The following is a 26,193-nucleotide window of genomic DNA, read 5'->3' as shown; positions in this document are numbered from 1 at the left end:
TCGTCTAACGGGATGACGTCCCCGGACCGTTTTCCGAGGACGTCTTTCCCGAGTACGGGCCGCAAGGCCCCCGTCTTCACACCAGTCCGAGCTTCTGGGCGAGGCCGATGCGCTGGAGCTTACCGGTGGCGCCCTTGGGGATCTCCTCGAGGAAGATGATCTTGGCCGGCACCTTGAACGGGGCGAGGCGCTCCGAGGCGAAGCCGCGTAGCTCCTTCTCCGACAGGACGTCATGGCCCTCGCGTAGGACGATGGCGGCGACCACGTCCTCGCCGAGCTTGTCGTGCGGCATCGCGAAGGTGATGCATTGCGACACGGCCGGGTGGTCCATCAGGATCTCGTCCACCTCGCGCGGGGAGATCTTCTCGCCGCCGCGATTGATGATCTCCTTCAGGCGTCCGGTGATCGAGAGATATCCCTCCGGCGAGAGGGTGCCCTGGTCGCCGGTGCGGAACCAGCCCTGCTTGGTGAAGGCGTCGGCATTGGCCTTCTCGTTGTTCTCGTAGCCTGCCATCACGTTGTCGCCGCGAATCACGATCTCGCCGGTCTCGCCGGCGGGCAGCGGCTCGCCATCCTCGTCGACGATGGCGATCTCGGGGCCGGCGGCGATGCCCACGGAGCCGGCATAATGCGGCCGGGGCGGCAGCGGGTTCGAGGCCATCTGGTGGGCGGCCTCGGTCATGCCGTAGGCTTCCAGCAGCGGCGCGCCGAACACGTCCTCGATCTCCTTCATCACCTGCGGCGGCATCGAGGAGGAGGAGGAGCGGATGAAGCGCAGCGGGTTGGCCGCGATGATTTCCTTGTTGCGAGCCGCGCGACCGAGGATCGCCTGGTGCATCGTCGGCACCGCCGTGTACCAGGTCGGGCGGACCTCACTCATCCAGCCGAAGAACTTCAGGGCGTTGAAGCCCGGGGTGCAGCACACCTGACCTCCGGCCGAGAGCGGCGCCAGGATGCCGGCGATCAGGCCGTGGATGTGGAACAGCGGCATGATGTTGAGCCCGCGATCCTCGTCCGTGAAGGCGAGGGTGGTGCGGATGTTGCGGGCCGAGGCGCAGACGTTCGACTGTTTCAGCGGGACGATCTTCGGGCGCGACGTGGTGCCCGACGTGTGGAGCACGAGGCCGATATCGTCGGGATGGGCCAGGCCGGAATTGGCGGCCGGCGTCACGGTTCCAGCGGGGAAGGCGAGAGTGAAGCTGCCCGCGCCCTGTTCCGGCGTCGGGGTGAGACGCACCACCGGCACGCCGAGCTTCTCGGCCACCGCGACGGCCGGGCTCTGCGAGCCTTCCGCCGCCACCAGCAGCTTGGCGTTGAGATCGGTCAGGTAGAACTCGAACTCGTCGGCCTTGTAGGCGGGGTTCAGCGGCGCCGAGGTGGTGCCCGCCGCGATGGCGATGAAGGCGGCGGCCATTTCCGGGCCGTTGTCGAGCACGATGGCGACCCGATCGCCACGGCCGATTCCCTGCGCGTTGAGGGAAGCGACGGTGCTCTCCGTGAGCGCCCGCAGGGCTCCGAAGGTCAGGGGAACGCCGCCGGGGCTCGACAGGGCGGTGGCCTCGTCGGCGCCCGCCTGGATCAGCGCGTGCAGGGTGGTTGCGGTCTCGGCCATGGTAGCTGTGTCCTCATCGTCAGTTGCCTTCGGGGAGGAGAAGGCGGTCCGCCGCATGGGGAGCGGCACATGTTCACGCGGATCGGCGGTCGCGGGCGACCGCCGGGGAAACGGTGGTCAGGCCGTCGCGATGGACAGGCGCCCCTGCGCCCGTTCGAGGCTCTGGGACAGCAGCCGCATCAGGGCATAGACGGTGCCGATATGCGGGGTCGGGGTGTCGGTGAGACGACCGAGTTCGATGATCGAGCCGACAAGGGCTTCGAGTTCGATCGGCCGCCCGGCCTCCACGTCCTGCAGCATCGAGGTCTTGTGCGCGCCGACCTTCTCGGCCCCGGCGATGCGCCGCTCGATCCCGAGCTTGAAGGTGATGCCGAGCTTGTTCGCGATGGTCTCCGCCTCGCGCATCATGTCGGCGGCGAGCGCCCGCGTCTCCGGGAACTGGCAGATATCCACCAGGGTCGCGTGCGAGAGCGCCGAGATCGGGTTGAAGCTGAGATTGCCCCAGAGCTTGAGCCAGATCTCCGCGCGGATGTCGCTGGTGACGGGCGCGCGGAAGCCCGCCTTGATCAGGAGCTGAGCCAGGGCCTGGACCCGCGGGCTCATGGAGCCGTCGAGTTCGCCGAGACCGAAACGGTGGCCCTCGATCACCTGGACCACGCCGGGCTCGGTGAGGACGGCCGCCGGATAGACCACCGACCCGATAACATGCTTCGGGTCGAGATACTCGGCGATGAGCCGGCCCGGATCGGCGGTTTCCAAATGCGTCCCGGCGAGTTCGCCGCCATGGCCACCCGAAAAATACCACCACGGGATGCCGTTCTGCATGGTCACGACGATGGTATCGGGGCCGATGAGGTGGTGCAGATCGGCCGCGATCGGCCCGACCTGATGCGCCTTCACGGTGAGGAGCACCACGTCGTGGACGCCGGCCTCCTCCATGGACTTGGTGGCCTTGAGGTTCTTCACGTGGATCTCGGAGCCGTTCTCCTCGATCAGGCGCATGCCGTTGGAGCGGATGGCATCGAGATTGGCCCCGCGTGCGATGAAGGTGACGTCCTCGCCGATATTCGCGAGGCGAACCCCCAGAAATCCGCCGATGGCGCCTGCGCCGACGATCGCGATGCTCATGCTGGTATCCTCATTGTCCGGATGTCGTGTCGGTCTGGTCTGTGCGGCTCAGGAGAAGCGGTTCGACAGGATTCCGATCCCCTCGATCTCCACCTCGACCGTGGCGCCTTTCAGGATCGGGCCGGAACCGTTGGAGGTGCCGCAGGCGATGACGTCGCCGGGCTCCAGCGTCATGCCCCGCGAGATCATGGCGACGATCTCGTGTGGGCGGAAGATCATGTCCGAGAGGGGATAGGTCTGGCGCTCGCGCCCGTTCACCCGCACCTTCACCGAGAGCGCCTCGGGGTCGAGATCGGTGGCGATGGCCGGGCCGAAGGGACCGAACCCGTCCAGTCCCTTGGAGCGCGTCCATTGGGCGAAGCTCGGATCGGCCTTCAGGATCTCCAGCGCGGTCACGTCGTTCACGCAGGTATAACCGAAGATGTGGTCGGCCGCCTCGTCCGGTGTGAGGTCGCGCGCGCTCCGCCCCGCGACCTTGCCGATGACGATGCCGAGCTCGCCCTCGAACAGGATACGACCGGCGCAATCCGGCACCGCGATCTCGGCGCCGCTCGGGCGATAGGTGTTGGCCGGCTTCAGCAGGAACAGCGGAGCGACCGGAGGGGTCAGCCCCTGTTTCTCGGCCATGGCGGAGAAGTTGTTCCACAGGGCGATGACCTTGCTCGGCCGGCAGGGCAGGTCGAGGACCACCTCGGCGAGAGGCAGGACCTCTCCCGTGGCCCGGGGCGCGTCGAACAGGTCGCCCTCGTGGACAGTGACTTGCTCTCCGTCGAGGCGGCCGAAACCGGCGCGTCCGTCGTGACGATATCCGATCCAGCGGGCCATGGTTCAGATGCTCCGGGCAACGATACGGGCACGCCAGGGCTTCAGCAGCACGATGGCGAGGAGGGATGCGAGGATGTTGGCGCCTGCGGCGACGAGGAAGACGCCGTCCCAGCTGTTGGTGGCCTGCTGGAGGTAGTTGGCGACCGGGACCAGGAGGGCGGCGGTGCCCTTGGCGGTATAGAGCAGGCCGGCATTGGTGGCGGCGAACTTGGTGCCGAACGTGTCGGTGCAGGTGGAGGGGAAGAGGGAGTAGATCTCGCCCCAGGCGAAGAACACGAAGCCGGAGAGCAGGACGAACCACAGCGGGTCGTGGCCCCAGAGGTAGAGCATGTAGATGCCGAAGCCTTCCATGGCGAAGGCGATGAACATGGTGTTCTCGCGGCCGATCTTGTCGGAGACCCATCCGAAGAACGGGCGGGTCAGGCCGTTGAGCACGCGGTCGATGGTGGCCGCGAAGGTGATGGCCACCATGGTGATGCCCATGATGGTGACGGGCACCTTGTCGACGCCGATATCGGAGGCGATGGGCTTGAGGTTGGCGGTGATCATCAGGCCGCCGGCGCCGACGATGACGAACATGAAGTACATGAGCCAGAAGATCGGCTGGCGGGCGACTTCGCCGGGGGTGTAGTTGCGCCGGGTCTGGATGATGTTGGCGTTGGCCACGACCTCCGGCACCTGGCCCTTCTTGGGCGAGGTGAAGAAGAAGGCGAGCGCGCAGACGACGAGGCCCTGGCCGATGCCGAAGTTGAAGAAGGCGGCCTGGAAGCCGTGGTCGGCGATCATCCACTGGATCGGGGCGACGGTCAGCGCCGAGCCGGCGCCGAAGCCGGCGGCGATGATGCCGGCGGCCAGGCCCCGCTTGTCGGGGAACCACTTCAGGGCCGAGCCGACGCAGGTGCCGTAGACGGCGCCGGCGCCGATGCCGGCGACGACCTGGCCGAGATAGAACATGTTGAGCGAGGCGGCGTAGGAGTTGATGACCCAGCCGATGCCGCAGAGCGCGCCGCCGAACAGCACGACCACGCGCGGGCCGTACTTGTCCACGAACCAGCCCTCGATCGGGACCAGCCAGGTCTCGAACAGCACGAACAGGGTGAAGGCCCACTGGATCGCCGCCCGGTCGAAGCCGAACTTCTTCTGGATGTCCGGCACGAAGAACGTCCAGCCGTATTGCAGGTTGGCGATCATCACCATGCAGATCACGCCGATCACCAGCTGACCCCAGCGCCCGAAAGGCGGTGCGGACGCCGTGCCCAGGGTCGGATGGGTGGTCCCGCCCGAACGTGGGATGGCGGCGCGAACGGTCATGACCGTCTTCCTCGGTGTCTCGTCTGTTGTTTGCCGAGTTCTAGCCGGGAATATTTTGAATTCAAGAAACTTTGCTGGCAATGGCGTCGCAAGCCGAAACAAAAAATTTGGATCACGCGTATAAAAAATTCAAACTCTTGCTGCGGAGGCCTTTAACTTCACGTCAGTGCTCAGCTGCGGAGTTCCTCATCCGGATCAGTCGGGAATCGTACAATTCCACGGCCTCGAATCGGAACATTTCAGCAATTGTTATCGTTCGGCTTTCGACTTCGCGGTGCCCGGCGCATGCCGCGTCCCGGCCTCCCCGAGCGATCATGAGGATCATTTCGATGAGCAGCACCACCGACAAGATCAAGGGTCTCGCCAACGAAGCCGTCGGCAACATCAAGCAGGGTGTCGGCTCGGCCACGGGCAACGAGAAGCTGCAGGCCGAAGGCAAAGCACAGGAACTGAAGGGTGAGGCCCAGAAGACCGTGGGCGACGCCAAGGACGGAATCAAGGGCGCGGCTCAGAGCGCCGCCGACGCCGTCAAGAAGATCTGACGATCCGGCCCGATGGCCAGTCCGGTGAGGGGAGTATCTCTCCCCTCACCGTAGATCGACGTCCATGCGACGTCCGGCTGAGACAGAATCAAAGCCCGAACAACGATTCCGAGAGCCTGGACCGGGAGCCCGAATCAGGGCCAACGCCCGGATCGGTGCGACGGCAGGATGGATCGGGCCCACGCCCTTCCATCGGCTCGCGAATGGAGATGTGTCCATGAACAGAGATCATTTCGACGGTCGCGTCCGCAATCTGCAGGGTCGCGGCAAGACGGCCATCGGCGCTGTGACGGGCCGCGCGCGCCAGCAGGTCGAAGGCGCATACGATCAGGCCGCCGGCGCAGCGCAATACGCGTATGGCGAAGCACGCGACACCGTGAACGACCTGCGCCGCGATGGCGAACGCTTCATCGGCGAGGCGAGCTCCCGCGCCCATGCCCTGGCCGACGAAGCCGAGCAGCGTCGCCAAGCGATCGCCGACCGTGGGTATGCGCTCGCCGACGAAGCTCAGCGCCGCGGCCGTCACTACCGGGGTGAAGCTGTGCGGCACGGCCGGGCGGTGGCGGCTCGGGCGGACGAGAACAAGGCCGTCACGCTCGCTCTCGTGGCGGCGGCAGCCTTCGGGCTCGGATGGCTGTTGCGCCCCTCGCGCTGAGTCCGAGCTCCGGACACCCTTCTTGTGAGGGCCTATTCGGCCTAGAAGACCACCCTGGCGGCGCGGGGTCGCGAGGGACACGACGACCATGGCGGTGCGGAACTGGTTCGATCTCACGACTGGCGAGATCGAATCCGCCATGGGCCGCTCCATCGCCATCCTTCCCGTGGCGGCAGTGGAGCAGCATGGCCCGCATCTGCCATTATCCACCGATGTCACCATCGCCGAAGGCTATCTCGCCAAGCTGGCCGAACTCGATGCGAGCGACCTCGACATCCTGGTCCTGCCGGTCCAGAGCGTCGGCAAATCGGACGAGCACGATGCGTTTCCCGGCACGCTGACCCTCACGGCCGAGACGGCCCTGCGGGCCTGGGGCGAGATCGGCCGCAGCCTTCATCGCGCCGGATGCGGCAAGCTCGTCATCGTCACCTCCCATGGTGGCAATAGTGGCCTCATCGACCTCGTGGCGAGCGACCTGCGCGGTCTCGGCATGCTCGCCGTCACCACGGCCTGGAGCCGGTTCGGCTACCCGCCGGGCCTCTTTCCCGAAGACGAAATCAGACATGGCATCCATGCCGGCGCCGTCGAGACGGCGCTGATGCTGGCGCTGAAACCCGATGCGGTGCGTCGGCAGGCCATAGCCGATTTCGAGCCTCGCTCAGTCGCGATGGAGCGCGACTTCACTCACCTGCGCGCCGGCCGCCCAGCCGCCTTCGCCTGGAAGTCGCAGGACCTTCATCCTTCGGGTGCCATCGGCAACGCGACTCTCGGCACGCGCGAAGCCGGCCTCGCGGCCCTCGATCATGGTGCGCGAGCCTTCCTCGATCTCCTGCGCGACGTGGATCGCTTCCGTCTCGATCCGTGAGGCGCCTTCGCGGCGCCTAATCCTCGTCCTCGGTCTCCGGGGTGCGGCCGGGCCAGGTGACGATCTGGTCGAGGAGTTCGTCGGTGGTGAACTCCTCTTCGTTGCCCGAGATCCGGCCGCGCACCGAGATGCCGGCTTCGTGGACGCTGGCCTGACGGCCTGAGACGAGGGGATGCCACGGATAGAGATCCTGGCCGTCGCGCACGAGGCGATAGGCGCAGGTCGGTGGCAGCCACGGGATGGTGCGGACCGCCTCCGGCGTCAGGCGGACGCAATCGAGCACCCGTCTCTGGCGGTTGACGTAATCGCGACAGTTGCAGGCGAGCCCGTCGAGTAGGGTGCAGCCGACATCGGTATGGTAGACCTCGCCGGTATCGTCATCCTCGAGCTTCAGCAGGCAGCACCGGCCGCAGCCGTCGCACAGGCTTTCCCACTCGGACGACGACATTTCGTCGAGGGTCTTCTCCCGCCAGAACGGCTTCGATCGCTCGGGCGCCATTGGGTCCGGGGCAAGGAGGGGGGATGTGCGGTCCCTCATCGGGAGCACCTTCGGGGTTCGAAACGGAGGGCGGAGCGCGCAGGCTCCTTGACGCATGTGGGCCTGATCGGCAAGCCGCGCCACCTCCGCGCCCCATTCCCGGATCAAGGTTGACGAAGGGTTATTCTCGCCGACGTCGCGACGTTTTCGCTTTCCGACGCATTATGGTGCGGGCCGTCCGCGTTCTTCCCCTGCCGAAGGGCGGGTGGTGTGGATTGCCGGGCCTCGCGAAGACGCGCGGAGCTTGGTAGTGCTTGACCTGCGGCATCGGTGAGCGGTGCCGGCCGTGCGTTGAGGGACAGAGATCACGTCGTGCGCCTGCCCAAAGCCACCTCGCTTCTGACGCGCCTGAAACACGCCGCCCTCGGCTTCGATGCCTGGGTGAATGCGAGCCTGTACGACAGCGGCCGCTCCACCGCCGAGACCTACGAGCGTTTCCAGGAACGCATGCAGATCTTCTCGGTGCGCGGCTGGAAGCGTGTCGCCCTCGATCTCACCAGCGAAGCGGTGACGCTCGGGACCGGTGGCGCCGTTCTGATGCTGGCCCTCGCGCAACCCGCCTTCAACCTCACCAGCGAGAACTGGCTGAAGCAGCAGGATCTCGCCGTCACCTTCCTCGACCGCTACGGCGTCGAGGTGGGGCGGCGCGGGATCAAGCACGACGATTCGCTGAAGCTCGACGACTTTCCCGACAGCATGATCAAGGCGCTGGTCTCCACCGAGGACCGGCGCTTCTACGAGCATTGGGGGATCGACCCGATCGGCACGGCGCGCGCCCTCGTGTCGAACTCGCGCGGCGGCGGCAACACGCAGGGCGGCTCCTCCATCACCCAGCAGCTCGCCAAGAACCTGTTCCTCACCAATGAGCGCTCCCTGGAGCGCAAGGTGAACGAGGCGTTCCTGGCGCTCTGGCTGGAGAGCCATCTCAGCAAGAACGACATCCTCAAGCTCTATCTCGACCGCGCCTATATGGGCGGCGGCACCTTCGGCGCGGTGGCGGCGGCCGATTATTATTTCGGCAAGCCCCTGAAGGACGTGAGCCTCGCCGAGGCCGCGATGCTGGCCGGCCTGTTCAAGGCGCCGACGAAATACGCGCCGCACGTCAACCTGCCGGCGGCCCGCGCCCGCGCGGTGGACGTGCTCCACAACATGGTGGAAGCCGGCTTCGTCACCGAAGGCCAGATTCAGACGGCATTGCGCAACCCGGCGACGCCGGTGACCCGCACCCGCGACATCACCGCCGATTACTACCTCGATTGGGCCTTCGGCGAGATCAAGGGAATGGCGGATGCCGGCAAGCTGCGCGGCGACCGCGTGCTGATCGTGAAGACGCCCCTCGACATCGGTATCCAGAAACGTGCCGACCAAGCGGTGGAGAACATCCTGCGTCAGTACGGCGACCAGTACGACGTGGACGAGGCCGCCATGGTCATTCTCGATCCGGACGGGGCGCTGCGCGCCATGGTCGGCGGGGCCGATTACGGCGAGAGCCAGTTCAACCGGGCCACCGATTCCCTGCGCCAGCCGGGCTCGTCGTTCAAACCCTACGTCTATGCGGCGGGTCTCGCCGCCGGCCTCTACCGGCCGGACACCCGAGTCGTGGACCGGCCGATCTGCCTCGGCAATTGGTGCCCGCAGAATTACGGCCGCTCGTTCTCCGGCGCCACCAACCTCACCGTGGCGGTGGCGAAATCCATCAACACGATCCCGATCCAGATCTCGGTCGCACTCGGCAAGGCCATCGGCATCAAGGGCGACTTCCCCGCTGCCAAGGCCGGACGCGCCAAGATCATCGACATGGCCCATCGCATGGGCATCACCACCCCGCTCACCGATTCCGTCTCGCTTCCCATCGGCTCGGCGGAGGTGAACGTCATCGATCAGGCGGCAGCCTATGCGGTGTTCGCCAATGGCGGCCGCAAGGCCAAGCCCTATGCGGCCATGGAGGTGAAGAACTCCTCCGGCGAGGTGATCTACCGCCATGCCGACGAGAAGCCCGAGCAGATCCTTTCCCCCCAGGTGGTGGCCGACATGAACTTCATGTTGAACAAGGTGGTGGAGGAGGGGACCGGCCGTCGCGCGCAGCTCGACGGCATCAAGGTCGCGGGTAAATCCGGGACGACCAACGCCTACAAGGATGCCTGGTTCGTGGCCTATACCGGCAATTACGTGGGCGCCGTCTGGTTCGGAAACGACGATTCCACCTCCACCAACAAGATGACCGGTGGCTCGCTGCCCGCCATGGCCTGGCACGACGTGATGGAAACGGCTCACCAGGGAATCGAGTTGAAGGCGATGCCGGGCCTCAAGGAGAACACGCGGCCGGTGGCGCAGGCCGGGTCGTCCTCACCACCCAACGCCGCCGCCAGTGCGGCCGGCAAGCTCTCGCGGCGCTCGTTCGAGGTCATCGGCAGCATGAACGGACTGTTCCGCACCGTGGAGGCGGGGACGCCCGCCGGCGCCCGCGCCGCCGCTGGGGAGACCACGGGCGCCGTCGCCGATGGCGCCCGCCCGGTCGGCGGCCGCATTGGCATTCCGTAGCGACGGTGTCCAACGGCCCCAGGATGTCAGCCGCCGCATGAGCACCACAGATCACCCTGCCCGATCCGGCGCGATGCCGGGCATCGCGGGCGTCGCCGGCCGGGGAAGCCGCGCCTTTCGGGCCGTCCTGCGCCGGACGTCCCGCGTCGGGCTCGTCTTCTATACGCTCGCCCTCGGCGCGGGCTTGGGGTTGGCGACGGCGGATTATGCCACGCGGGGCGGCTATCCGTTCGGCGGCGTTTCGGTGGGGAGCTGGATCGCTTGGCCGCGCACGGGCTCGCTCGGCGCCGATCCGTATGCCCGCGCGGTGAATGCCCGGCGCGGTGAGATTCCCCTGGCGGTGGGGGAAGGCCTGCTTCTGACCGCCTCCCAGGACGACGAGGGCCGCACCCTCAATGCCACCTGCACCTACCGGATCGCCGGCGCGACGCCTCCTGCGCGGGCCTGGACCATCACTGTCGCCGGGCGCGGCAAGCGTGACCCCGACCGGCCTGTGATGCGCGAAGGCTTCACCTCCACAGAGGTGCTGCGCGACGTGGACGGGCGCTTTTCCATCGTCCTCGCCCCGGACGTCCAGCCCGGCAACTGGCTGCCCATGCCGCGCGCTGCCGGCCCGGTGCGGCTGGCGCTCCGCCTCTACGATACGCCGGTGGCGGCCAGCGCCGGCACGGTGGAGCGATCCGCGGTTCCCACGATCTCCCGCACGGAATGCGCGGAATGAACCCGACCGGCCGTTTCCTTCTCGCGACCCTCGCCGGCCTCGTCCTGGCCGGGCTGGTGCATATCGTCGTCGTGCTGGCGATCCCGAGCCTGTCGGAATCCGACGCGCTGACGAAGGCACGCACCAGCGAGACGCTCGATCACGCGATGCCGGTCTACACTCTGGCCACCGGCATCAACCCGGCTCCAGCCGAGGCGTGGCTGCCCATTCCCGATCCCTCCGTCGCCGTGGGGATCTGCGCCTACAACCTCGCCGAGGGTCCGATGCGTGTCTCGGCACGGACCGGCGCGCTGATGCTGTCCCTGGCCGTTCATGGCCGGCGGGGGGCCTTCTACGCCGTCACCGATCAGGCGGCGGTGCGCGGCGCCCTCGACCTCGTGATCCTCACCCGCGCTCAATACGACGAAGCCTTGGCCAACGAGGACGAGAACGATGTGAGCCGCGACGTGCGGATCGTCGCCACCGAGCGGGAGGGCTTCGTGGTGGTGCGCGTGGTCGCGGCCCTTCCGAGCCAGCGGCAGGCGGCGAACGAGGCGGTCCAGGCCGTTTCCTGCACCATCGACAGCCCGACCGAGGACGCTGCGAAATCCGGGGGCTGAGGGCCGGCCCCCATCCTCTCCGGACGGGCAGCCCTGATTTAGTACTTCGCGACGATGGGTCGGGCGGCCTCGGCCTCCGGGGCCGCCACCAATCCGCAGCGCGCCTCGGCCTCCGCCGGAAGCAGCGGGTCGAGCATCACCCGGCGTCCGTCGAGGCCGGCGAGGCTGCGCTCGACCGAGACGGCTTCGGCCGAGGGGACCTCCACGAGGAGGTGCTGCAGGGCGTAGCGGTAACGTTCCGCGCGAACCCCCGTCTCCAGCCGGACCCAGGCCACGAGGCAGCGGTTCTCGGCGACCCGCATGGCGGCCTGCCGAATGCTCTCGTCGTCCAGGGTCTTCACGAAGGGCAGGCTGCGCAGGCGCAGGGTATCGGCATTCGCCACCCGCGCGGCCGTAGCCACGAAGAGTGGGATCAGGCGCCCGTCCGCCGTGATGTCGTCCGACAGGCGACGATAGCGCGAAACGGGCGAGCGGAAAGGCTCCGCGACCAGAGCCGCGTGATAGCTGGCGTCGTCGTCGTTACGCCAACTCGGCGGCAGCACGCGGGTGCGGGTGAGATTGGCCAGGGCGTCGGTGAAGGCCTCGTTCTCGGCTGCCGGCATCAGGAAGCGCCAGGCCCGGTCACGCAGGGTGCGCTCGTCATCCGTGAGCGGGAAATACGAGGCCGGCTCGTTGCGGTAATGCGCGGCCACGGTGCCGGTGGATGCCACGAGGCTGTTCCACGCGCTCGGGGCCGGACGGCCGAAATCACCCTTCTGGGCGCAGCCTCCCAACAGCAGAAGCGCGGCGGCGGTTGCGGTTCGGACCGGGCGTCGGGTGGAGCTGACGGAATGGGACGCCGGCATCGCGCTTCCTCGGAGTGACGGTGCTGCTCGGCTCGTGGTGACCGGAGGCGGGGTCTCAAGAGGCGTGGGGCGTCAGGAGCGTCGGCGCTGGCGGGGGGCGGGCAATGCCGGGTCGGGCATGCGCTCGTAGCGGACGCCGGTGAACAGCAGGATCTCTCCCGCCATGCCGTCTGCGCTTTCGTCTTCCCTGCGGAAGCGGCGGACGGCGCTCTGGCGGAACGGCACGACGCTCGCGGTCGGGCGCGTCATCGAACGATCCCCCAGGTCGCCCGAAGGCTCTCCGGTATGTAGGTCGGCTTTCTGGGACTTGCGGTCAGGCGTCATCGCTGGCGATCCCATCGATCCTCGATCCGCACCACCCGAACCTGTCGGAAGCGTCCACTCGAATCCCGTCGGGGCCTGGCCCCGTCGAACTCTCAATCCATCGTGATGCAGAGCGGAGATCATCACGGGGTAGTTAACGAAAGGTTTCTGCACTCCTTCAATTCGAAGGGTGGCGCGGGACGGCTGCCCTGGGGAACGCAGTCGCGTGGCAATTTCGCCGCAGCGACGGGGCCTTCCGAATAGGTGTCGGAAACGAGCCCTGGCTTGCTCCTTGCTTCGCTCTTCGCTGCCCATGGCGGGCGTTTCCTCCCTTGTACTCGGCCCCGCTCCACCTGTGAGCGGGGCCATTTTCATGACCCGTCTCGCGGTGCATCGAGCAAAAAGTGTGACCGGCACGACACGCTCACCGTCCGCCTCCGTGTCCGATGAGCCTTGGCCGGAACAAGGACGGCATCCCGCGCGCTTGCTAACCCATGGCAGCGGCAGATATGCCGCCTCAATCCGATCCGAGCGAAGGACAACGCAGAATGCGCGTGGCGACCACACGATCCTCCAGCCTCTCGAAGGGCCTGTCCGTGGCTCTGAAAGCCGCTCCCTTCGCGCTCCTTCTCCTTGCGGCCGGCCCAGCCCAGGCCCAGCGTGAAGACCAGGGCCTGCAGCTCGGCTGCGCCAACGACTACTTCCGCCTCTGTGCCGGCGTCGATCCCAACAGCAACGAGGCCGAGAAGTGCATGGAGCGCAATCGCCCTCGTCTCTCTCCCGAATGCCGCAACGCCATCGGCGACTACGACCGTCGCACCGGCGGCAAGTCCCGCTGAGAGGATAGGTCCCACTGAGAGGATAGGTCCCGCTGAGGCGGGACCACGGAGACAAGTCTCGCCGACAGGGGAAAGTCACCCCTCGGCGACGCGTCCCGGTAAGAAGTCTGTCGACGCGAGCCGGGCCGTCGACTAGGCCTGCTGCGTCCGACGAAGACTGGGGACGGGCGGCTCCCCGAGCCTTCGCCGATGCTCGAACGTGAATGAGGCTCGTGCGCCATGGCTCTGACCGTCGCCGTTCAGATGGACCCGATCCAGGCGATCAGGATCGCCGGTGACACCACCTTCGCCCTGCTCCTCGAAGCGCAGGCGCGAGGCCACGACCTTCTGTTCTACACGCCGGACCGCCTCTCCATGCAGGGGCAGGTGGTGACCGCGCGGGTCGAGCCCCTCCGGGTCCAGGATGTGGAGGGCGCTCACGCGACCCTCGGTGCCGTGGAGCGTGTCGACTTGGCCGATGTCGACGTGGTGCTGATGCGCCAGGATCCGCCCTTCGACATGGCCTACATCACCGCGACCCATATGCTGGAACGGATCCATCCTCGGACCCTGGTGGTGAACAACCCGGCCGAGGTGCGCAACGCGCCCGAGAAGTTGTTCGTCCTCGATTTCCCTCAGCTCATGCCGCCGACCCTGATCACCCGCGACAAGGCGGAGATCGAGGCATTCCGGGCCGAGCACGGCGCCATCGTCATGAAGCCCCTGCACGGACATGGCGGCGCGGCGGTGTTCCGGGTGTTGCCGGAGGACGCCAATTTCGGTTCGATGTTCGACCTCTTCTCGGTGACGTTCCGCGAGCCCTGGGTGGTCCAGCGCTTCCTTCCCAAGATCACCGAGGGCGACAAGCGCATCATCCTGGTGGACGGCGAGCCAATGGGCGCGATCAACCGTGTCCCGGCGCTCAACGACATCCGCTCCAACATGGTGCGCGGCGGGGCGGCGGCGGCCTCCGACCTCACCGAGCGCGAGCGGGAAATCTGCGCCACGATCGGTCCGGAGCTCCGCCGGCGCGGCCTCATCCTCGTCGGCATCGACGTGATCGACGGCAACCTCACCGAGATCAACGTCACCTCTCCCACGGGCATACGCGCCATCAAGCGGCTCGGAGGACCGGATCTGGCGGTCTCGGTCTGGGATGCGATCGAAGCGCGAATCGCGGCAGCCTGAGCACATCTTTCAGCGTCGGGCACGCTCCCCTTTTCCGGCGAGAGGGCTGAAGGCGCCAACTGGGACGCCTTCGCCAATCAGCCTTTCGACGCGTGGACCGCGAGTTCGGGCTTGTGGTTCAGGGTCTGGAAGACCACGCAATAGCGCTCCGTCAGCTTGAGGAGCTGGTCGAGCTTCTCCTGCGGCGCATCGGTGTCGAGGGCGAAGTTCAGGCGGATCGCGCGAAAGCCCACCGGCGCTTCCTTGTCGACACCCAGCGTGCCACGGAAGTCGAGGTCGCCCTCGGCGCTCACCGTGCCGGCGCGCAGATCGATCTCGAGGGCGGTCGCCACCGCTTTGATCGTCACCCCGGCGCAGGCGACAAGCGCCTCGAGCAGCATGTCGCCCGAGCAGAGTTCGAGGCCGGACCCGCCGGTGGCCGGGTGAAGGCCGGCGACCGCAAGCGCCCGCCCAGTCTCGACCTTACAGGCGATGGAGGTGTCGTCGAGGGTGCCCTTGGCCTTCAGGGTGATGACGGCCGATTCCGGCGTATTGCGGTACTGGTCCTTGAGAGGGGCCTGGAGCGAGCGCAGGGTGGTGGCGTCCATCGGGTGTTTCCTCGATCGTCTTGGTGCGATTGTCGTCTTGGTCTTTGCCTCGGCGTCTAACCTGGGATGCGCCCGGACGCCAGGGAAGGGCTCACCACCATTGCGCCGCCTCGGTAGGCGCCGCCGCTTGAGCCGGCTTCAGCGAGCGGTCCAGGGCAGCGAGGATGCGGCGGGTGGCGGCCTCGCTATGCGGCGAGGCCGGATCGCGCGGCCGGGCCAGCGCCAGGGGAATCGCATCGTCGAGCCGGCCGGGCTTGGGGCGCATCACCACCGCCCGGTCGGCCAGCGCCACCGCCTCCCCGACATCGTGGGTGACGATGAGGATCGTCGGCTTCGTCTCCTGCCAGAGGGCGAGGAGATGGCCGTGCAGGTCCTTGCGGGTGAAGGCGTCCAGCGCCGAGAACGGCTCGTCGAGGAGGAGCACGCGCGGGTTCGCCACGAAGGCACGGGCGATCGAGACACGCTGCTGCTGCCCGCCCGAGAGTTCCCGCGGCCAGCGGCCCGCATGTTCGGCGAGACCCACCATGTCCAGAGCATGGGTGACGCGTGCCTTGCGCTCCGCCCGGGGCAGGTGGCCGAGGCCGAAGCCGACATTGTCGGCGACATCGAGCCAGGGCAGCAGGCGCGGTTCCTGGAAAACGAGCCCGACGCCCGGATGCGGCTCCGCGATTCGCTCGCCGTCGAGGACGATGCGGCCCTCGCTCGCCCGGTCGAGCCCCGCGACGAGCCGCAGCAAGGTGGTCTTGCCGCAGCCCGACCCGCCGATGAGCGCGACGATCTCGCCCTGGGGCACGGAGAGATCGATGCGCTCCAGCGCCCGCGTACCGTCGGAATAGGTCTTGGACAGGCTATCGAGGGTGAGCATCGCGGGCGCCAGCCTTCTTCGATCCGGTGAGGGGACCTACAACGTCTCCCGCGCCGTGTCCTGCCAGCGCGTAAGAGGCCGGGTCACGGCGACGAGGACGGCATCGGCCAGCTTGCCGAGGATGGCGAAGGCGATGATCGCGGCCAGGATCTGGTCCGCCTTGCTGAATTGTTGACCGTCGATGAGGAGGTAGCCGAGTCCTTCGGAGGCTCCCATCAGCTCGGCGGCGACCACGAACAGGAAGCCGAGGCCGAGGCCGGTGCGCAGGGCGGTCAGGGTCGCGGGCAGGACGGCGGGAAGCAGGATACGCCGGGCGAGCTGCAGCTTCGACAGCCGGAAGATGCGTCCGACCTCGATGAGCTTGCGGTCGACGGAGGCGATGGCTCCCGCCACCCCGATATAGACCGGGAAGAACACCCCCACGGCGATGAGCGCCACTTTCGGCGTCTCGAGGATGCCGAGCCAGAGGATGAAGAGCGGCACCCAGGCGAGGGACGGCACGGCACGCAGTGCCTGGAGCGTCGGGTCTAGGATATGGCGGACTGTGGGAAGCGCCCCGGTCAAGGCGCCCGCCGCGATGCCGGCCAGGGCGCCGAAGGCGAAGCCGAGGGCGACGCGCACCAGCGTCGCCTGGACGTGCATCCACAGGTCGCCCGAGGCGGCAAGGTCGTGGAGGGTCGCCGCGATCCGGCTCGGCGGAGGCATCAACCGCCCCTGGGCGAGGCCGGTGCGGACGGCGAACTCCCACCCGATAACCAGGGCCAGGGGCAGGATCAGGCCGAGCGCGAGGCGGCCGCCCTGGTGCCAGAAAGTGTCCCCCCGTGGCTTGGGCGACGCCGTCCCGTCAGCCGCGTCGTGCGCGGCCGACACCACTGGGGCGGTCGCAGCAGGCTCGATCACAGCGCGCCCGGTCGCAGCGGACTCGTTCACGGATCAGCGGGCGGCGGGTGCGAATTGCGGATCGATCAGCCCGTCCACCGCCGCCTTCACGTCGGTGCCGGCGGGGATCACTCCGGCCTGCTGCAAGGCGATGCCGGCGGCGGTGATCGACTCCGCTTGAGCCTTGCCGATGGCGGGCCGGGTGAGGTCGGTCCGCTCGATCTGGCGGGCGATCACCGTCTCCGGCAGTTTCGTCACCGTGACGAGGGCGCTCTTCAGGGCGTCCGGATTTTTGATCGCGTAGTCGCGCGCGGTCTCGTAGGCGGCGATGACGGTGCGGACGAGGTCCGGGTTCGCGGCGGCGAAATCCTCGCGCACGTCGAGCACGCCCCAGGTATTGGCGGCGGCATCGCGGTGGAACAGCACGTCGTCGTTCTCGATCTCGGAGGCCGCCATCATCGGGTCGAGGCCGGCCCAGGCATCGACGTCGCCCCGGTCGAGGGCGGTGCGCCCGTCGGCATGCTGAAGCAGGACGAGCTTGGCGTCCTTCTCGGTCAGCCCGGCGCCCTGAAGCGCGCGGATGAGGAAAATATGCGGGTCGGTGCCGCGGGTCACCGCGATGCGCTTGCCCCTGAGGTCGGCGGGCTTGGTGATGCCGCTGTCCTTGCGGGTCACCAGTGCGGTCCATTCCGGACGCGAGAAGACGTAGACCGCCTTGATCGGGTTGCCGTTGATCCGGGCGAGCAGAGCCGCGGCCCCCGCCGAGGACCCGAAATCGATGGCGCCGCCATTAAGGAATTCCAGCGCCTTGTTGGAGCCCAGCGACTGGGTCCATCGCACCTTGATGCCCTTGTCCTTCAGGGCCTCTTCCAGGAAACCCTTGTCCTTGAGGATCAGGCTCACCGGGTTGTAGGTTGCCCAATCGAGGCGGATCTCCTTGACCTCCGCCGCCTCGCCGTGACGCGGCATCAGCAGAAGCGACGCAGAGCCGCAGATGACACTCAGGATGGCGCGACGAGACAGTGTCATCGGTCAATGGTCTCCATGGTCCCGGCAGCGGCGCGGGGTTTCCGAGGTAGCCAGGACCGTTCGTTTCGTCAAACAAATTTTCCGGCACGTAGAACGACATCATGCCGAGTGCCCATCACATCTACGCCTCTGCCTAGCGTTGTCTCTGGTGTCCGACCGGGAACATGATAACGGGTTTGCGCATGTTCGACGCCGCCGACGCCCTCAAGACGGTCCTCACCACTCTCGACCGCGACGTGCGCGAGGCGACGCAGCTGCGCGCGCTTCTCGTGCCGCAGCTCCGCCGCATCATCGAGCTCGGGCATGCCGATGCCGAAGCCCGGCTGATGGAGGAGCGCAACGGCACCGCCTGCGCCCAGCGCATCAGCAACCTCACCGATGCGGTGATCCGCACGATCCACGATGCGGTGGTGTGGCGGCTCTACCCCAATGACAATCCCTCCACCGGCGAGCAGCTCGCGGTGGTGGCCACCGGCGGCTACGGCCGTGGCACGATGGCGCCGGGATCGGACATCGATCTCCTGTTCCTGCTTCCCTACAAGCAGACCGCCTGGTCCGAGAGCGTCGTCGAGGCGATGCTCTACGTGTTGTGGGACCTCAAGCTGAAGGTCGGTCACGCCACGCGCTCGGTGGAGGAGTGCCTGCGCGAGGGGCGGGCCGACATGACGATCCGGACCTCCCTCCTCGAGGCGCGCTACCTCTTCGGCGCGCGGGCGCTGTACGAGGAGCTGGTCACGCGGTTCGACACCGAGCTCGTCATGTGGACGGCACCGGAATTCGTCGAAGCCAAGCTGCGCGAGCGCGATACCCGCGTCTCGAAATCGGGAGCCTCCCGCTACCTCGTCGAGCCCAACGTCAAGGACGGGAAGGGGGGCTTGCGCGACCTCAACACCTTGTTCTGGATCGCGAAATACACCTACCGCGTCCGCGATCAGAGCGAACTCGTCCCCGCCGGCCTGTTCACGCCGGAGGAGTACCGGGTGTTCGAGCGCTGCGAGGAACTGCTCTGGCGCGTTCGCTGCCACATGCATTTCGTCACCGGACGGTCCGAGGAGCGGCTCTCGTTCGGCCTGCAGCCGCGGATCGCCGAACGCTTCGGCTACGAGCCGCGCGGCGGCCTGTCGGGCGTCGAGCGCTTCATGAAGGCCTATTTTTTGATCGCCAAGGAAGTGGGTGATCTCACCGCCATCGTCTGCGCCGCCCTCGAGGCGCGGCATGCCAAGCGCACACCGGTCCTCGACCGCTGGATCGGCCGTTTCCGTGATCGTTTCCGCGCCACCGCCATCGAGGCGGAGGATTTCATCGACGATCATGGTCGGATCAACCTGCGCACCGCCGACGCCTTCTCGCGCGATCCGGTGAACCTGATCCGCCTGTTCTGGCTCGCCGATCGCCACAACCTGCCGATCCACCCGGATGCGACCCGGGTCGCCACCCGTTCGCTTCGGCTCATCGGTCATTCGCTGCGCTCCGATACGGAGGCCAACGCCCTGTTCCTCGACGTGCTGACGTCGAAGAACTCGCCGGAGACGATCCTGCGGCTCATGAACGAGGCCGGCGTGCTCGGCCGGTTCATCCCGGATTTCGGCCGCATCGTCGCGCTGATGCAGTTCAACATGTACCACCACTACACCGTGGACGAGCACCTGCTGCGCTCGATCGGCGTGCTGGCGGCCATCGATTCCGGCACGGTCTCCGAGGACCACCCCATCGCCACGCGGCTCATCGACACGATCAGCCACCGCCGCGCCCTCTACGTCGCGGTGCTGCTGCACGACATCGCCAAGGGGCGACCGGAAGACCATTCCATCGCCGGCGCGGCCATCGCCGAAAAGATAGGCCCGCGCTTCGGCCTCACCCAGGCCGAGACCGAGATCGTGGCCTGGCTGGTCGAGCACCACCTGCTGATGTCGATGACGGCCCAGAGCCGCGATCTCTCCGACCCGAAGACGATCCAGAAATTCGCCTCCGTGGTTCAGACCATGGAGCGGCTGAAACTCCTGATGATCCTCACCGTCGCCGACATCAAGGCGGTGGGGCCGGGCGTGTGGACCGCCTGGAAGGGGACGCTGCTGCGTACCCTCTACGACGAGACCGAGGTGCTCCTGTCGGGCGGTCATTCCGAGATCGCCCGGACCGACCGGGTCCGCCTCATCCAGATGGGCTTGCGCGAACAGCTGGCGGATTGGGATCCGACCTTCTTCGATACCTATGCCGCCCGGCACAACCAGGCCTATTGGCTGAAGGTCGACGCCGTCCGGCAGTTCAAGAATGCGGGGTTCGTGCGCGGCGTCATGGAGGACGGCCGCACCGTCGCCACCGTCTACGAGACCGACCCGACGCGGGGCGTGACCGAGATCACGGTCTATTCGCCCGACCATCCGCGTCTCCTCGCCATCGTCACCGGAGCCTGCGCGGCGCTGGGCGGCAACATCGTCGACGCGCAGATCTTCACCACGACAGACGGCTTCGCCCTCGATTCGATCTTCATCTCCCGCGCCTTCGAGCGCGACGACGACGAGTTGCGCCGCGCCAAGCGCATCACCACGGCGATCGAGCGCGCGCTGAGGGGCGAGATCCGCATCGCCGATCTCGTGGCCGACCGGCATCCGCCGAGCAACCGCTCCAACACGTTCCTGATCCCCCCCGACATGGCGATCGACAACGCCCTGTCGAGCCGGGAGACCGTCGTCGAGGTCACCGGCCTCGACCGGCCGGGCCTGCTCTACGAGTTGACGACCGCCCTCGGGCGCCTCAGCCTCAACATCACCTCCGCCCATGTGGCGACCTTCGGCGAGCGGGCGGTCGACGTTTTCTACGTCACCGATCTCACCGGCACCCGGGTGATCCAGCCCGACCGGCAGGCAGCGATCCGCAACGCGGTCATGGAGGTGTTCGCCAGCGATGTCGCTGCCCTGAGGGCGGAGGGGTTGGAAGCACTGGTGGAGTCGCCGCCTCCGCGGGAAGCCTGAGCCCCCTGCGGGCATGAATCACGCAGGGGGCTGAGGCGGGAGACGGCACCAGGGCGGCGCTCGGCTTGATTTCATCCTCTGCGCGTCTGATATCACCTCCGATCCCGGAACATGATGCCGACCCCCGTCGAGCGGGTCTCGGCGTCGTGGCCCGACCCCATTCCGATCGACCGCGTGCTGTGGGTCGCCGGCGACTATGACCGGCGACCGGTGCGGGACGAGCAACCTGCGATCGACGAAGAGCGATGATGGCGAACGACATGGAGCATGATGGGCAGCGCGCCGACGCGGCGGAAGCCGAGGCGAAGACCGATGCGCGTGCGGACGACAACGCCGAGGCTTTGGCGGGCCTGATCGCCGAGCGCGACGAGTTGAAGGATCGCGTCCTGCGTACTCTGGCCGAGATGGAGAACTTGCGCCGGCGCACCGAGCGCGAGGTGGCCGATGCGCGGACCTACGCCGTGACGAATTTCGCGCGCGACATGCTGAACGCGGCCGACAACATCCGTCGTGCGTTGGAGAGCGTGCCGGCTGAGGCAGCCTCGGCCGCCGAGGGGCCGTTCAAGGCGCTGATCGACGGGATCGAATTGACCGAGCGCGATCTTGCCAAGACCCTGGAGCGCCACGGCGTGAAACTCATCGAGCCGCAGGGCCAGCGCTTCGATCCGAACCGCCACCAGGCGATGTTCGAAGTTCCCAATGCCGAGGTCCCGAACGGCACGGTGGTGCAGGTGATGCAGTCCGGCTACATCATCGGCGACCGAGTCCTGCGACCGGCCCTGGTGGGTGTCGCCAAGGGGGGTCCCAAGGCCGCCGCCAATCCGGCGGACGCGGCCTGACGCATCGGCCGAACATCAAGTGACCGCAGCCTCGTCCCGGACGATACCTCCCGGGCGAGGCTGCGGCCCGGCTATTTCACTTCGACGCTGTCGATGACCTCGCGGAACTTCGACAGCATGGCGCTGCGCTGGTCGGCCCGCACCACGCCGAGCGCGCGGAGGTAACCGTCCGGCGCGAACCGGATGGTTTGCGAGACCACCACCGGCGTGTTCGAAGGGCCATCCACTGCGCGGGCAACGATCTCGTGCCAGTCGACGCCGTTCTGGCGGTAGGTCTGCGAACGCTCGACCGCGAAATCCTTCATCGTCTGGTTCGAGTAGAGCGCGGCACGGGCGAAGGCATCGCGCTGCTCCGGCTGCGGCGGCTGCTGGACGGCCTGGGCCAGGACCAGGATGGGCTGTTCGAGATTGAGCATCTGGTCCTTCGGGCCTTGCGTCATCAGGATCGAATTGCCCGCGAGCACCCGGACGGGACGGAAGCCGGCGGATTCACGGATCCGGAACGGCAGCGCGGCGACCTGTTCGTCCAGGGTGAGTTCCGGCCGGATCTTCACGCTGGTCAGCATGTTCCGCATGGTTTCTGGCGTCTCGGCATCGGGCACGGTCTGGGCGATGATGATGCCCGTGACCGTGGTGTCACCGACGAGCAGCAGCCATTTCTTGATGGCTGGGGTGTTGGCGCCTTCCGGGGCCGGCTGCTCCCCCGTGAAGAGCACGGCATCCACGTCACCCGCGACCTTGATGGCTTCCCGCGTCGCGACGACGAACCCCTGCGTACGGAGGTTCTCGTCGGTGAAGCTCTTCTCCAGGTCGACGAAGGCCGTCGACGGCAGCTCGACGATGGAGAGCGTCGCGCCGCCTTCCATCCGCTCGAATCCGGAGAACCGCTTGGACAACGTCATGTCCGAGGCCGGCGTGAAGCCGAAGCGCGAACTCGGCGGGAAGATCGCATCGGCAGCCCAGGCCACGGAGATGGCGCCTGACGAGAGCCCGGCGATCAGGGCCAGTGCCGCGACCGGACGGACGAGATTACGCAGACGCATCGGATCGGTTCTCCGCGACGGAGCCGCCTGTTGCGGCTCCGGTTCAGGTGTTCGGACGCGAGACGACTCCGGTCAAGGCGAAGGGCTCGCGCGGCCTTCGTGAGGAAGGCTCGCCGACGATGGGTCGGCCCACACCTTGCCGCTGTCAAGCGTTCCGGTCGGCCTGCGGCGGGGCCGTGGCTCCACGCCGCTGTCGGCCCGCCTCCCTGGTCGAGCCACGTTCGGCGGAACGAGGGAGCATATGCGTGCCGGATGTTTGTTCCGGAACCGCGCACCGATGCCCGGCGCAGCTTTCACCGCGCTTTGCCGTCAAGCGTCGTGGTCGATGTCCCGCTCGAGGACGGCCTTGCTCTCCACCGTGGTGTCGGATTTGAGCTGGTAGACGAGGGGGATACCGGTGGCGATCTCGAGACTCGCGATGGTCTTCGTGGTCATCCCGTCGAGCACCATCACCAGCGCGCGCAGCGAATTGCCGTGGGCGGCCACCAGGACGCGCTCGCCGGCCATGACGCGCGGCAGGATGGTCTGAATGTAATAGGGCAGCACGCGCGCCGCGGTGTCCTTCAGGCTTTCCCCACCGGGGGGCGGAATGTCGTAGGACCGGCGCCACTGATGGACCTGGGCATCGCCCCAGCGCTCACGGGCATCGTCCTTGTTGAGGCCCGACAGGTCCCCGTAATCCCGCTCGTTGAGCGCCTCGGACCGAACCGTCTCGATGCCGCCCTGGCCCATCTCCTCCAGGATCAGTGCGCAGGTATGCTGTGCCCGCTGAAGGTTGGAGGTGAAGGCGACGTCGAAAGCGTACCCCTGCTGCTTCAGCCAGCGGCCGGCGGTCCTGGCCTCGGTGATGCCGAGCTCGGTGAGTTGCGGATCGCGCCAGCCGGTGAAAAGCTTCTTGAGGTTCCATTCGCTCTGGCCGTGGCGAGCGAGGACGAGCAGGCGCTCCATCAGACGTCCATCCTATTTCTCGGTGAATGGTGCGACGCAACAGAATCTGCGCCTGCGGGGCTGGTGTACCGGCCGACCTGAACAGTCGATGACCGGGCGCTCGTATCAGAGACCGAGGACGTCGGCCATGCCGTAGAGGCCTGGAGGTTTGGCATGGGCCCACAACGCCGCCCGCACGGCGCCACGGGCGAAGATCGCCCGATCCTCGGCATGATGGCTGATGGTGATGCGCTCGCCGGGGCCGGCGAAGGTCACGCTGTGGTCGCCCACCACCGTGCCGCCGCGCAGGGTGGCGAAGCCGATATCGCCGGGCCGGCGCGCGCCGGTATGGCCGTCCCGGGTGGAAACGCGCGTCTCGGCGAGGCTGACGCCGCGCCCCTCCGCAGCCGCCTCCCCGAGGAGGAGGGCCGTGCCGGAGGGCGCATCCACTTTCATGCGGTGATGCATCTCGACGATTTCGATGTCGAAATCCTCGCCCAAAGCCGCAGCGACCTTCCGAACGAGACCGGCGAGCAGGTTCACGCCGAGGGACATGTTGCCCGAGCGCACGATCCGGGCATGGTGCGCTGCCGCAACGAGCTTGTGGATATCCGCCTCGGCGAGGCCAGTCGTGCCGACGACATGGACGATGCGGGCCTGGGCGGCGAGTTCGGCGAAGAAGGTCGTGGCCGAGGGGGCGGTGAAATCGAGGACGCCGTCGGTGGCCGCGAAGACCGTGAGCGGATCGTCGGTGACGTTGACGCCGAGCGGCGGCAGGCCGGCGAGGGTCCCTGCATCCTGGCCGAGGGCGGGCGAGCCTTCGCGCTCGACGGCGCCGCTCAGGGTGCAGCCCTCGGTCTCCGTCACCGCCCGGATGAGCATCCGCCCCATGCGCCCCTCGGCACCGACCACTGCGAGCCGCATCCTGTCGTCCTTCCACGAGAATTCGCGCCTGCGGTACAGCCTCAACCGGGCGATGCCAAGGCGAGGTTGGCCAGGGCGAGGCTGGCGAAGGCGAGGCTGTCGGTGTGCGGGCCTGTCCGCTCAGCGCTTGCCGGCGGCGAGGATCGGTCCGAGGACGTCGGTGACGCCGTTCACGGTGATCTGGGTGCCGATGCACAGGAGCAAGAAGGCGAAGAGCCGGCCGAGAACCCTTGCGCCGACCGGGCCGATGGCGGTCACTACCCTGTCGGCCGAGCCGTAGGTGAACCTGACCAGGAGCGCGATGGCGAGGGCCGCCAGCGACATGCCGAGATAGAACCCGATCCGGTCGGGCCCCGGAACGGGCCGGTTCGAGCCAAGGGCGATCGCGACGGCGATGGTGCCGGGGCCCGTCGTGAATGGCAGGGTCAGGGGGAAGAACGCCACGTCGGCGACACTGTCGGGAGCATCATGGGTCGCCTCGGCATGTTTCCGTGCCTCACGAGCCTCGGGCGCGCTGAGCAGGGTCCAGGCGGAGGCGGCGACCACGAGACCGCCTGCGATTCGCAGGGCACCCAGCGACACGCCGAAGAAGTTGAGGATCGGCGCCCCCGCCCATAGGGCCGCGAGCATGATCAGCGCAGAGTAGAAGCCGATACGCTTGGCGATCTCCACCCGTTCCGGATGGGAGTTCTGCGCGGTGATCTGCGAAAAGATGAGGGCCGAGCCGACCGGATTGACGATCGAGAAGAGGCTCGAGAACGCGAAGATGAAGCTGTGGAGCGCCGCTTCCGGGGCGATGAGGCTGAACATGGAAACGGCTGCCTTTGGTCTGGAGCCTTGGTCGGATGCCTGAATCGAGTGGCCTCGGTTCAGCCCGGGGAGGGGGTGGGAACCAGTACTCTCGCCGGAGCGAGGCGGGTTGCCCGTTGCACCTTGCGGACCGCCACCGGACGATAGAGCTGCTTCGTGGCGTCGATGACGTGCAGGCCAGCGAAGGGGAGGGAGAGACCGGTCCCGACCTTCTCCCAGGCGCTGGCGGTCCGCAGCCAGAGCCGGCTGTTCACCGGGGGCATGTAGAGCGCCTCGGCCCATCCTTCCGGCGAGAATTGGGTGGTCCGCATCAGCCGCCCGAGCTGCGAGCGGCTATACGGCTGGCCATGGCCGAACGGCGTTGCATCGCGTCGTGCCCAGACGCCGCGCCGATTGGGCACGACGAGGATCATCCGCCCCCCCGGCGTCAGCACGCGCCACACGTCCTGGAGCAATTCGGTCGGGCTTTCCACCGATTCGAGGGCATGGACCAGAATCACCCTGTCCACCGCCGCTTCCGGCAGGGGCATCATCGTGGGGTCGGCGAGGGCCGAGCAGGAGCGTCCGCCGCCGGGCCAGTTCACGACTCCCTGCGTGGCCGGCATGAAGGCAAGCGTCCGCTCGGCGATGACGTGGATCGGCCCGAGATAGGGGGTCGCGTAGCCCAGGCCGAGAACCCTCAGGCCCGAGACCGAGCCGAGGAATCCATGGATCGCCCGCCCGACGATGCGATGGGTCACGCCGCCGAGGGGGCTGGCATAGAAGGCGCGCAGATCGGTCACGTCGAGGCGCATGGGCGGCTTGCTCCGGCGCGGCCGGACGTTTTG

The 26,193-nt window shown here is 67.5% G+C and carries 27 protein-coding genes; 11 read left to right on the top strand and 16 right to left on the bottom strand.

Annotation, left to right across the window (positions count from 1 at the left end):
* Positions 1–76: 76 nt before the first annotated feature.
* The 4 genes from ACYQOP_RS05980 to oxlT form a co-directional block, all read right to left on the bottom strand.
* Positions 77–1,612, bottom strand: coding sequence for an acyl--CoA ligase (locus ACYQOP_RS05980; protein WP_461221681.1), 1,536 nt, complete (start codon positions 1,610–1,612; stop codon positions 77–79).
* Between the two features lie 117 nt (positions 1,613–1,729).
* Positions 1,730–2,740 (bottom strand): ketopantoate reductase family protein, encoded by a 1,011-nt coding sequence (locus ACYQOP_RS05975; RefSeq protein ID WP_056430895.1) that lies wholly within the window; start codon positions 2,738–2,740, stop codon positions 1,730–1,732.
* A 48-nt stretch (positions 2,741–2,788) separates the two neighbouring features.
* Positions 2,789–3,565 carry a fumarylacetoacetate hydrolase family protein gene (locus ACYQOP_RS05970; protein WP_461221680.1) on the bottom strand — a complete coding sequence of 259 codons (777 nt, stop codon included), beginning with the start codon at positions 3,563–3,565 and terminating at the stop codon, positions 2,789–2,791.
* 3 nt (positions 3,566–3,568) lie between these two features.
* Positions 3,569–4,876 (bottom strand): oxalate/formate MFS antiporter, encoded by a 1,308-nt coding sequence (gene oxlT / locus ACYQOP_RS05965; RefSeq protein WP_461221679.1) that lies wholly within the window; start codon positions 4,874–4,876, stop codon positions 3,569–3,571.
* A gap of 329 nt (positions 4,877–5,205) precedes the next feature.
* Between oxlT and ACYQOP_RS05960 the strand changes: the two genes are divergently transcribed.
* The 3 genes from ACYQOP_RS05960 (at position 5,206) to ACYQOP_RS05950 (ending at position 6,938) form a co-directional block, all read left to right on the top strand.
* Positions 5,206–5,418, top strand: a complete 213-nt coding sequence (locus tag ACYQOP_RS05960) for a CsbD family protein (protein WP_056251411.1) — start codon at positions 5,206–5,208, stop codon at positions 5,416–5,418.
* A 217-nt stretch (positions 5,419–5,635) separates the two neighbouring features.
* A complete protein-coding gene (locus ACYQOP_RS05955; RefSeq protein ID WP_461221678.1) occupies positions 5,636–6,073 on the top strand; it encodes a CsbD family protein in 438 nt (145 codons plus the stop codon).
* A gap of 88 nt (positions 6,074–6,161) precedes the next feature.
* Positions 6,162–6,938, top strand: a complete 777-nt coding sequence (locus ACYQOP_RS05950) for a creatininase family protein (protein ID WP_461221677.1) — start codon at positions 6,162–6,164, stop codon at positions 6,936–6,938.
* Between the two features lie 16 nt (positions 6,939–6,954).
* Here the strand turns inward: ACYQOP_RS05950 and ACYQOP_RS05945 are convergent, their stop codons facing one another.
* Positions 6,955–7,476, bottom strand: coding sequence for a YcgN family cysteine cluster protein (locus ACYQOP_RS05945; protein WP_461221675.1), 522 nt, complete (start codon positions 7,474–7,476; stop codon positions 6,955–6,957).
* A gap of 312 nt (positions 7,477–7,788) precedes the next feature.
* Between ACYQOP_RS05945 and ACYQOP_RS05940 the strand changes: the two genes are divergently transcribed.
* Genes ACYQOP_RS05940 through ACYQOP_RS05930 form a run of 3 tightly spaced genes read left to right on the top strand, consistent with a single transcriptional unit; the run spans position 7,789 to position 11,337 of the window.
* A complete protein-coding gene (locus tag ACYQOP_RS05940; protein ID WP_461221674.1) occupies positions 7,789–10,017 on the top strand; it encodes a transglycosylase domain-containing protein in 2,229 nt (742 codons plus the stop codon).
* 37 nt (positions 10,018–10,054) lie between these two features.
* The gene (locus ACYQOP_RS05935; RefSeq protein WP_461221673.1) at positions 10,055–10,738 is read left to right on the top strand and encodes a DUF1214 domain-containing protein; all 684 of its coding nucleotides are present in this window, start codon (positions 10,055–10,057) and stop codon (positions 10,736–10,738) included.
* A complete protein-coding gene (locus ACYQOP_RS05930) occupies positions 10,735–11,337 on the top strand; it encodes a DUF1254 domain-containing protein (protein WP_056427089.1) in 603 nt (200 codons plus the stop codon). Before ACYQOP_RS05935 ends, ACYQOP_RS05930 begins: the two co-directional genes overlap by 4 nt.
* A gap of 38 nt (positions 11,338–11,375) precedes the next feature.
* Here the strand turns inward: ACYQOP_RS05930 and ACYQOP_RS05925 are convergent, their stop codons facing one another.
* Together ACYQOP_RS05925 and ACYQOP_RS05920 are read right to left on the bottom strand one after the other, a co-directional pair.
* A complete protein-coding gene (locus tag ACYQOP_RS05925; protein ID WP_461221672.1) occupies positions 11,376–12,182 on the bottom strand; it encodes a hypothetical protein in 807 nt (268 codons plus the stop codon).
* A 72-nt stretch (positions 12,183–12,254) separates the two neighbouring features.
* Complete coding sequence (locus tag ACYQOP_RS05920; protein ID WP_311276602.1) at positions 12,255–12,431, bottom strand: hypothetical protein; 177 nt, start codon at positions 12,429–12,431, stop codon at positions 12,255–12,257.
* A gap of 602 nt (positions 12,432–13,033) precedes the next feature.
* On the opposite strand from ACYQOP_RS05920, the gene ACYQOP_RS05915 reads away from it, so the two are divergent.
* The gene (locus tag ACYQOP_RS05915; protein WP_056426933.1) at positions 13,034–13,324 is read left to right on the top strand and encodes a hypothetical protein; all 291 of its coding nucleotides are present in this window, start codon (positions 13,034–13,036) and stop codon (positions 13,322–13,324) included.
* 219 nt (positions 13,325–13,543) lie between these two features.
* Positions 13,544–14,491 carry a glutathione synthase gene (gene gshB / locus ACYQOP_RS05910; RefSeq protein ID WP_461221669.1) on the top strand — a complete coding sequence of 316 codons (948 nt, stop codon included), beginning with the start codon at positions 13,544–13,546 and terminating at the stop codon, positions 14,489–14,491.
* A 77-nt stretch (positions 14,492–14,568) separates the two neighbouring features.
* Here the strand turns inward: gshB and ACYQOP_RS05905 are convergent, their stop codons facing one another.
* The 4 genes from ACYQOP_RS05905 to ACYQOP_RS05890 form a co-directional block, all read right to left on the bottom strand.
* A complete protein-coding gene (locus tag ACYQOP_RS05905; RefSeq protein WP_056426926.1) occupies positions 14,569–15,078 on the bottom strand; it encodes an OsmC family protein in 510 nt (169 codons plus the stop codon).
* A 91-nt stretch (positions 15,079–15,169) separates the two neighbouring features.
* A complete protein-coding gene (locus ACYQOP_RS05900; RefSeq protein WP_461221668.1) occupies positions 15,170–15,943 on the bottom strand; it encodes an ABC transporter ATP-binding protein in 774 nt (257 codons plus the stop codon).
* Positions 15,944–15,979: 36 nt separating this feature from the next.
* A complete protein-coding gene (locus ACYQOP_RS05895) occupies positions 15,980–16,720 on the bottom strand; it encodes an ABC transporter permease (protein WP_461225204.1) in 741 nt (246 codons plus the stop codon).
* Between the two features lie 156 nt (positions 16,721–16,876).
* Complete coding sequence (locus ACYQOP_RS05890) at positions 16,877–17,851, bottom strand: aliphatic sulfonate ABC transporter substrate-binding protein (RefSeq protein WP_461221667.1); 975 nt, start codon at positions 17,849–17,851, stop codon at positions 16,877–16,879.
* Between the two features lie 182 nt (positions 17,852–18,033).
* On the opposite strand from ACYQOP_RS05890, the gene ACYQOP_RS05885 reads away from it, so the two are divergent.
* The 3 genes from ACYQOP_RS05885 to grpE all read left to right on the top strand — a co-directional run bounded on the left by ACYQOP_RS05885 (position 18,034) and on the right by grpE (position 21,662).
* On the top strand, positions 18,034–20,823 hold the full coding sequence (locus tag ACYQOP_RS05885) for a [protein-PII] uridylyltransferase (RefSeq protein ID WP_056426917.1): 2,790 nt from the start codon (positions 18,034–18,036) through the stop codon (positions 20,821–20,823).
* 111 nt (positions 20,824–20,934) lie between these two features.
* Positions 20,935–21,072 carry a hypothetical protein gene (locus ACYQOP_RS05880; protein ID WP_156467748.1) on the top strand — a complete coding sequence of 46 codons (138 nt, stop codon included), beginning with the start codon at positions 20,935–20,937 and terminating at the stop codon, positions 21,070–21,072.
* The gene (grpE, locus tag ACYQOP_RS05875; protein WP_461221665.1) at positions 21,069–21,662 is read left to right on the top strand and encodes a nucleotide exchange factor GrpE; all 594 of its coding nucleotides are present in this window, start codon (positions 21,069–21,071) and stop codon (positions 21,660–21,662) included. Before ACYQOP_RS05880 ends, grpE begins: the two co-directional genes overlap by 4 nt.
* 71 nt (positions 21,663–21,733) lie before the next feature.
* On the opposite strand, the gene ACYQOP_RS05870 is transcribed toward grpE, so the two are convergent.
* From ACYQOP_RS05870 to ACYQOP_RS05850, 5 genes are all read right to left on the bottom strand, one after another.
* Positions 21,734–22,705, bottom strand: a complete 972-nt coding sequence (locus ACYQOP_RS05870; RefSeq protein ID WP_461221664.1) for a hypothetical protein — start codon at positions 22,703–22,705, stop codon at positions 21,734–21,736.
* Between the two features lie 309 nt (positions 22,706–23,014).
* On the bottom strand, positions 23,015–23,653 hold the full coding sequence (locus ACYQOP_RS05865) for a 2,3-bisphosphoglycerate-dependent phosphoglycerate mutase (RefSeq protein ID WP_056143159.1): 639 nt from the start codon (positions 23,651–23,653) through the stop codon (positions 23,015–23,017).
* Between the two features lie 105 nt (positions 23,654–23,758).
* Positions 23,759–24,556 carry a 4-hydroxy-tetrahydrodipicolinate reductase gene (dapB, locus tag ACYQOP_RS05860; protein ID WP_461221663.1) on the bottom strand — a complete coding sequence of 266 codons (798 nt, stop codon included), beginning with the start codon at positions 24,554–24,556 and terminating at the stop codon, positions 23,759–23,761.
* Between the two features lie 120 nt (positions 24,557–24,676).
* Positions 24,677–25,366 (bottom strand): MarC family protein, encoded by a 690-nt coding sequence (locus ACYQOP_RS05855; protein ID WP_056426902.1) that lies wholly within the window; start codon positions 25,364–25,366, stop codon positions 24,677–24,679.
* A gap of 59 nt (positions 25,367–25,425) precedes the next feature.
* Complete coding sequence (locus ACYQOP_RS05850) at positions 25,426–26,160, bottom strand: class I SAM-dependent methyltransferase (protein WP_056426899.1); 735 nt, start codon at positions 26,158–26,160, stop codon at positions 25,426–25,428.
* Positions 26,161–26,193: the final 33 nt, after the last annotated feature.

Source organism: Methylobacterium sp. CM6247, assembly GCF_054817925.1.
Note: the sequence above shows the minus strand (reverse complement) of the source record. Positions and strands in the feature narration are given on the sequence as shown.

Excerpts from the sequence above, each read along its gene's own strand:
- ACYQOP_RS05980 (WP_461221681.1), bottom strand. The coding sequence starts at position 1,612 with ATGGCCGAGACCGCAACCACCCTGCACGCGCTGATCCAGGCGGGCGCC.
- ACYQOP_RS05975 (WP_056430895.1), bottom strand. The coding sequence starts at position 2,740 with ATGAGCATCGCGATCGTCGGCGCAGGCGCCATCGGCGGATTTCTGGGG.
- ACYQOP_RS05970 (WP_461221680.1), bottom strand. The coding sequence starts at position 3,565 with ATGGCCCGCTGGATCGGATATCGTCACGACGGACGCGCCGGTTTCGGC.
- oxlT (WP_461221679.1), bottom strand. The coding sequence starts at position 4,876 with ATGACCGTTCGCGCCGCCATCCCACGTTCGGGCGGGACCACCCATCCG.
- ACYQOP_RS05960 (WP_056251411.1), top strand. The coding sequence starts at position 5,206 with ATGAGCAGCACCACCGACAAGATCAAGGGTCTCGCCAACGAAGCCGTC.
- ACYQOP_RS05955 (WP_461221678.1), top strand. The coding sequence starts at position 5,636 with ATGAACAGAGATCATTTCGACGGTCGCGTCCGCAATCTGCAGGGTCGC.
- ACYQOP_RS05950 (WP_461221677.1), top strand. The coding sequence starts at position 6,162 with ATGGCGGTGCGGAACTGGTTCGATCTCACGACTGGCGAGATCGAATCC.
- ACYQOP_RS05945 (WP_461221675.1), bottom strand. The coding sequence starts at position 7,476 with ATGAGGGACCGCACATCCCCCCTCCTTGCCCCGGACCCAATGGCGCCC.
- ACYQOP_RS05935 (WP_461221673.1), top strand. The coding sequence starts at position 10,055 with ATGAGCACCACAGATCACCCTGCCCGATCCGGCGCGATGCCGGGCATC.
- ACYQOP_RS05930 (WP_056427089.1), top strand. The coding sequence starts at position 10,735 with ATGAACCCGACCGGCCGTTTCCTTCTCGCGACCCTCGCCGGCCTCGTC.
- ACYQOP_RS05925 (WP_461221672.1), bottom strand. The coding sequence starts at position 12,182 with ATGCCGGCGTCCCATTCCGTCAGCTCCACCCGACGCCCGGTCCGAACC.
- ACYQOP_RS05920 (WP_311276602.1), bottom strand. The coding sequence starts at position 12,431 with ATGACGCGCCCGACCGCGAGCGTCGTGCCGTTCCGCCAGAGCGCCGTC.
- ACYQOP_RS05915 (WP_056426933.1), top strand. The coding sequence starts at position 13,034 with ATGCGCGTGGCGACCACACGATCCTCCAGCCTCTCGAAGGGCCTGTCC.
- gshB (WP_461221669.1), top strand. The coding sequence starts at position 13,544 with ATGGCTCTGACCGTCGCCGTTCAGATGGACCCGATCCAGGCGATCAGG.
- ACYQOP_RS05905 (WP_056426926.1), bottom strand. The coding sequence starts at position 15,078 with ATGGACGCCACCACCCTGCGCTCGCTCCAGGCCCCTCTCAAGGACCAG.
- ACYQOP_RS05900 (WP_461221668.1), bottom strand. The coding sequence starts at position 15,943 with ATGCTCACCCTCGATAGCCTGTCCAAGACCTATTCCGACGGTACGCGG.
- ACYQOP_RS05890 (WP_461221667.1), bottom strand. The coding sequence starts at position 17,851 with ATGACACTGTCTCGTCGCGCCATCCTGAGTGTCATCTGCGGCTCTGCG.
- ACYQOP_RS05885 (WP_056426917.1), top strand. The coding sequence starts at position 18,034 with ATGTTCGACGCCGCCGACGCCCTCAAGACGGTCCTCACCACTCTCGAC.
- ACYQOP_RS05880 (WP_156467748.1), top strand. The coding sequence starts at position 20,935 with ATGATGCCGACCCCCGTCGAGCGGGTCTCGGCGTCGTGGCCCGACCCC.
- grpE (WP_461221665.1), top strand. The coding sequence starts at position 21,069 with ATGATGGCGAACGACATGGAGCATGATGGGCAGCGCGCCGACGCGGCG.
- ACYQOP_RS05870 (WP_461221664.1), bottom strand. The coding sequence starts at position 22,705 with ATGCGTCTGCGTAATCTCGTCCGTCCGGTCGCGGCACTGGCCCTGATC.
- ACYQOP_RS05865 (WP_056143159.1), bottom strand. The coding sequence starts at position 23,653 with ATGGAGCGCCTGCTCGTCCTCGCTCGCCACGGCCAGAGCGAATGGAAC.
- dapB (WP_461221663.1), bottom strand. The coding sequence starts at position 24,556 with ATGCGGCTCGCAGTGGTCGGTGCCGAGGGGCGCATGGGGCGGATGCTC.
- ACYQOP_RS05855 (WP_056426902.1), bottom strand. The coding sequence starts at position 25,366 with ATGTTCAGCCTCATCGCCCCGGAAGCGGCGCTCCACAGCTTCATCTTC.
- ACYQOP_RS05850 (WP_056426899.1), bottom strand. The coding sequence starts at position 26,160 with ATGCGCCTCGACGTGACCGATCTGCGCGCCTTCTATGCCAGCCCCCTC.